General features: G+C 71.0%; 3 protein-coding genes and 1 pseudogene. 1 reads left to right on the top strand and 3 read right to left on the bottom strand.

Annotated elements, in window-relative coordinates; all coding sequences use genetic code 11:
- From I4I78_RS34355 to istA, 3 genes and pseudogenes are all read right to left on the bottom strand, one after another.
- Window positions 1-317 (bottom strand): DUF4158 domain-containing protein (locus I4I78_RS34355; RefSeq protein WP_374225940.1); only part of this gene is annotated, 317 nt, incomplete at its 3' end.
- Window positions 318-803: 486 nt separating this feature from the next.
- Window positions 804-1,586, bottom strand: a complete 783-nt coding sequence (gene istB / locus I4I78_RS29365; protein WP_308252435.1) for an IS21-like element helper ATPase IstB — start codon at window positions 1,584-1,586, stop codon at window positions 804-806.
- Between the two features lie 161 nt (window positions 1,587-1,747).
- Window positions 1,748-3,241, bottom strand: a pseudogene (gene istA, locus I4I78_RS29360) (IS21 family transposase); the annotation flags it as partial.
- Window positions 3,242-3,553: 312 nt separating this feature from the next.
- On the opposite strand from istA, the gene I4I78_RS29355 reads away from it, so the two are divergent.
- The gene (locus I4I78_RS29355; protein ID WP_218614757.1) at window positions 3,554-4,129 is read left to right on the top strand and encodes a L,D-transpeptidase; all 576 of its coding nucleotides are present in this window, start codon (window positions 3,554-3,556) and stop codon (window positions 4,127-4,129) included.
- Window positions 4,130-5,669: the final 1,540 nt, after the last annotated feature.

Raw genomic sequence — 5,669 nt, 5'->3', positions numbered from 1 at the left:
GGGTCGTCGGGGACGCCGAACACCAGCCCGTCCAACCGCCCCCGCGCTTCTGCCGGCAGTCGAACGCCGACGCGATCGATCAGCGTCCGCTCGCCGCGGTCCAGCGCCGAGCGCACCATCCGGTCCTGCCGGCCCGCGGTCGGTGGTTCCACCCGAACACCACGCATCCACCCCAGCAGCTCCGCCCGCACCTGATCAGGGCGCTGCTCGGCGACGGTGACGTGCTCAATCAGCCACTCGACTCCGGCGTCCTGGTCGGTGAGCGAGCACTCGCGGAACCCGAGCAGTGCGCGTACCTCCGCCCGGTGCCGCTCGATCGTGCGCCCTGACCAGTCGTAGAAACCCCAGCTCAGAGGCCGAGAGCTGCAGCTGGCGGGCGACGAAGACCACCGCGTCGTCCGGCACCTCGGAGCGCCCCCGGGGAAAGCGGGCGTGCTGCAGGAAGAACTTCCACAACACCGCGAACGCCAGCCCGCTCAGCCGCGCTTCGTGCGGCAGCGCTCCAGCTCCTCACCGACCAGCGTCCACCGCTCGATCAGCTCGTCTTGGTCCAGCCCCTTGGGCACGGCGGCAAGCTACCGACCGCCGGGCGCACCGCCGCGAGCAGGTCCGCCCGAGTGGCGGCTGGTGACACGTTCCTTACTGATGGCCCGTATCGGTAATGGCCTCCCAGCCGATCCGCCACCGGCCCGACTGCCTAGAGCCATTGCGGACCACACCCAGCTACGCTCTGTGAGTACTGTCAACGGCCAAGTTGTGGTCCCCGCTGGTGGCCAGGTAAGAGTCCCCACCCCTCGGGTTGATCAGCGGTGTTTCGTGACGGTGCCCGCTCCTTTCGTTCGGGCTTCGCGCATGCGGTAGGACTCGCCGTCGGTGACCACGACGTTGGCGTGGTGTAGGAGCCGGTCGAGGAGGCTGACCGCGGTGGTGTGTTCGGGGAGGAACCGGCCCCAGGACTCGAAGGGCCAGTGGCTGGCGATGCCCAGGGCGCGGCGTTCGTAGGCGGCGGCGATGAACCGGAACAGCAGCTGTGCGCCGGTGTCGTCGAGCGGGGCGAACCCGACCTCGTCACAGATGATCAGGTCGTTGCGCAGCAGGGTGTCGATGACTCGGCCGACGCTGTTGTCGGCCAGGCCGCGGTAGAGGGTCTCGACCAGGTCGGCGGCGGTGAAGTAGCGGACCCGGTGCCCGGCCTCGACCGCGGCGACCCCGAGCGCGACCAGCAGATGGGACTTGCCGGTGCCGGCTGGTCCGACCAGGCAGAGGTTCTCCCGGGCGGTGATCCATTCCAGCGAGGACAGGTAGTCCAGGGTGGCGGGCGCGATGCTGGAGGCGGTGCGGTCGAACTCGTCGAGGGTCTTGGTGACGGGGAACGCGGCGGCCTTGGCCCGGTTGCGGGCATTCGAGGCGTCGCGGGCGCTGATCTCGGCCTCGATCAGGGTGCGCAGCAGCTCCTCCGGGGCCCAGCGCTGGGTCTTGGCGGTGACCAGGAGCTCGGGGGCGAGTTGACGCATCGCGGCCAACTTGAGCCGACGCAACCCGTCGACCAGGTCAGGAGCGAGCGTTGGCGGCGTCTTCGCGGTCACGCCCGGCTCCCGCTCGTGCTGGCCCTGCTCGTGCTGGCCCTGCTCGTGCTGGCCCTGCTCGTGCTGGCCCTGCTCGTGCTGGCCCTGCTCGTGCTGGCCCTGCTCGTGCTGGCCCTGCTCGTGCTGGCCCTGCTCGTGCTGGCCCTGCTCGTGCTGGCCCCGCTCGTGGCTGCCCTGGTGGTGGCGGTGGTGTAGTCGCTCAGTGGCCGGGTCGGGACGACCGGTAGCTCGAGGACCAGGGCCTCACCGGCTGGTCGGGGCTGTGGTGTGCCGGTGCCGGCGGCCAGGATGGAGCGCACGTCGGCGGCGCGCCAGCGGCTGAACGCGACCGCGCGGGACAGGGCGTCGAGGAAGACGGGTTCGCCGTGCGCGGCGGCCAGGGTGTTGAGCTCGACCAACTCCGGGCCGAGGCGGGTGTGCCCGGCCGCGGCGGCGCCGGTGAGGAACGCCTCGGCGGTCGGTCCGAGCGCGCAGAACGCCTTCTCCGGCCCGGTGCGCGGGCGCACCGCCCGCCGCGGCGCCGGGCGCGGGCCGCCGTAGTGATCATCGTGGATCGACGCCTCGCCCGGGGCGACCAGCAGGTGCTCGGCGACCAGCTCGCCCTCGCCGGGACCGGACAGGACCGACAGGGACCGGTCGTGGTCGACCCGGAGCCGGACCTGGGTGCCGATCAGCGCGACCGGCACCGAGTAGCGGGCCGAGCCGAACCGGACACAGGCCAGCCGGTCGACCTTGCGGGTCACCGACCTGCCGATGCTGGCCCGCAGCGACGGCAACGGGGCGAGCAGCTCCCGCTCGGTCGCCAGCCGCTCGGCGGGCACCGCGCAGATCTCGGAGTGGGTCACGGCGTTGACCTCGACACACCACGCCGCGGCGGCGGTGTTGGCCGCGCCCAGATCGGTGAACGGCTCACCGGACCCGGCGGCGCCGGGGATCATCAGGTCGGACTTGGCGTAGCCGACCAGGTTCTCCACGATCCCCTTCGACTCCGGATCGGCGGCCTCGCAGAAGTCGGGCCGGAACCCGTGATGGGCGGCGAAGCGCACGTAGGCAGCGGTGGGCACGACCTTGTTCGCGACGACCCCGCCCTTGAGGCAGCCCATCCGGTCGGCCAGCACCACCCCGGGAACCCCGCCCAGGTGATCGAAGCACTCGGCGAGCAGCGCCAGCGTGGTCTCGGCGCGTTCGTTGTCGGCGAAGCGCACGAACCGCACCCGAGACCACGCCAGGACCGCGCAGAACACGTGCAGTGAGCCCAGCACGCCCCAGTCGATGACCAGGTGCTCGCCCGGTGACCACACCGCCGGCCGCCGCCCGCGATGGTTGTCGTTGCGCCATAACTTTTTCTGTGTCGCGACCAGCCGCCGGAAGTTGCGCGCCGACCCCTCGTAGCCCGCGGCGCGGGCGGCCGGCAGCAGCCGCTTCGCGGTGATCCTGGCCCCGGTCCTGGCGACCCGCTCGGCCACCAGCGCGGTCACCGGGTCGTAGTTGCGGGCCCGCGCCCGGGCCACCGGCGCGACACCGGCGCCCTCGTGGCGGGCGATCACCCGCTTCACCGTCTTCGGCGTCGTACCGCTGATCGCAGCGGCACCACGGTAACTGCCCACTTCTCGGTAGGCGGAAATGATGTCCATCCGTTCCCTCGCAGACTTCAATGGAGCCCCCTGGGCGGTGCGGTGACTGGTTGGCACCGCCACCGTCACCGCCCAGGGCCCACGCTCCAGGTCGACACGACGAGCAAGGGGTGGGGACTTCTATCTGGCCACCAGCGGGGACCTACACCTGGCCATCACCGGGGACTTTTCCATGGCCATGGACAAGTACTGACCTACTATCATCCTGCGTAGATCACTCGAACGTGGAGACATCCGAGGTCGGAGCCGGGCAACGCCCTCGCCAGGAGAACGTCCTCACTAGTGGAACAGCTACCCGTTCCCGAGCGAGTGGCGCCGATGTGAGGAGTTCATATGAAGAAGGCTTCGTTCAGCCGTGCCCGGACCGCGGCCGCGGTGGTGGCGGGTCTGATCACGATGGCGGGGTTGGCGCTTGCCGGGCCGGCCTCGGCCAGTGACGAGGCCGAGACCAGTCCCGTGGCCCGGGCTGCGCACGCCGAGCCATTGACGCCGGGTACTCCGTGCTCGGTGTCGGCGCGGTCGTGTGTGGACCTGGAGTCGCAGCAGGCGTGGCTGATCCGGGACGGCAAGGTGATCCGCGGACCGGTGCGCATCGCCTCCGGCGGGGCCGATCAGCAGACCCCGGTCGGGCACTCGTTCCGCGTCTACCGCAAGGACAAGGACCACGTCAGTGGGGAGTTCAACGGCCCCGACGGGCGCCCGGCGCCGATGCCCTACTCCATCTTCTTCGCCGACGGAGGGGTTGCCTTTCACGGTGGTGACCGGTCCCGTTCCTCGGCCGGCTGTATCAAGCTGGAGCTCGGCGACGCCCAGGCGTGGTTCAACGACCTGCAGAATGGCGACAAGGTCCAGGTCGTGAACGCCTCCACAGAGATGGCCGCCCGGCGGTCAGCAGCGACCGAACGGTGACTGGACCTGCCCACTCCGGGTCGACACCTGTCCTCCGGTGCCGCGGGCGACCTGCGTCTCCCCTCAAGTCACGAGCGCAGCGGGTCGTGCGCGGCAATCTCGTCCTTGCCGCCACCGTGATCACAGTCCGTCCCGGACCGAGACCACAGCCGGCTCGGGCACCGGCACCTAACCCAGCTCGAGAGTGAGCACGTATGTACCCCCTACTCAGCTGAACCACCACCGCATCTGTGCCAGAGCCGTCAAGTTGACAGTACCGCTCATGGCCAGTTGGGGTTGGCCTACATGATGACACCTGGTCGACATGGGCCGACGGGTGGACCGCGTGACAGGTGGTGCTGAACTCGGTGCCGCCGCTGGTGGTGTTTTCGTGACCGCCGAGGCCGTGGCAGGGCTCCGCGAGGCGCTCACCGAGGCCGTACACGCCGCCGCCCGCGCCGGGCAGACACCGACCGCAGAGTCACCCAGGGCAGGTTCCACCGCAGCCAGCGCAACCCTGGGGGACGAGCCCGCGGCCGCGGTGGAACCTGGCGATATCCGGGCCGAGCCGCCGCCCGCCGAGGTCATCACGACTGGCCCGAATGCCCCGCATGCTAGCCCCCGGCCGGAGCACGCTTCACCCCGGCTGGTCACTGACCAGAACTGCGACGTCACGGCCGGTCATCCCGACACGCGGGAGGTGGAACTGACCGCGCTGCTCACCGCCGGCGCGCCCCTGACCGGCGCCCAGGTCGCGGTGCCCCTACCGTTGCTGCCGCGCACCGGACGCCGGCTCCTGTCCGCCCCACTCCTGCCTGCAGCCACCCTCGTCCTGAAGCAGAGGCCTCCCCGGGAGGGCCGCCGGAGGCGCTGCGCCTGGTTGCATGGGGTTCGCTCGGGCTCGGAGCCGGCGAGGCGCGCTGAGGCGGGCGCGGCGGTGGCTGTCGTCGGGGCGGGTAGCCCGAGCTCCCGACGAGGCCCGGCCTGCGGTCAACGGCGGCTCTTCGTCCGAGGTCCCGGGGCGCTCGTTCACTGCGGGGCGGGTTCCGTTCACCGGCTCGCGCTCCAGTGACGCTGACGATCACGTGTGCCGCTGGCTACAACTGGAGAGGTTCGCTCCGCAGCGACGGCCCGCGATGCGTGGGCCCCGTCCGGCGGCCCCCGCAGGTTGACCGGTAGCCGGGTGGTCATCCCCGAGACGACCACCCGGCCGCCTGCCTCTGGCCGCACTGGACCTGCTCAACCCCATGATCGCCGGAGCGGCGATGGCATTCAGCCGGTGTTCGTGGTCGGCAACAGCCTGCGACTGCGCCGCTTCACCGGCCACGCCGGGTAAGCCCTCGGTGGCGGGTCGGCCGGTAGTGGGTCGACCCGCCCCCCTCGCGACGGGTCCGCGCATCGGCGCGCTGGGACATGGCGCTCCCTCCAAGTCGTCGCAGACGCGATCAGCCGCTGCCTGACCAGGTTCAACGCTGGCGCACCGGGGCCACGCGACGGCTTTCTGCTTGACCGCCTCGGTAGTGATCAGCCGGGTTTGCGGGCGAGCACGCGAAAGGCGATC

Source organism: Pseudonocardia sp. KRD291 (assembly GCF_019263595.1).
Classification (GTDB): Bacteria; Actinomycetota; Actinomycetes; order Mycobacteriales; family Pseudonocardiaceae; genus Pseudonocardia.
The sequence above is the reverse complement of the archived record's forward strand: the minus strand, read 5'-3'. Positions and strand labels throughout refer to the sequence as shown.

Bases quoted from the DNA above. Each gene is read 5' to 3' on its own strand.
- I4I78_RS29355 (WP_218614757.1), top strand. From the start codon at position 3,554: ATGAAGAAGGCTTCGTTCAGCCGTGCCCGGACCGCGGCCGCGGTGGTG.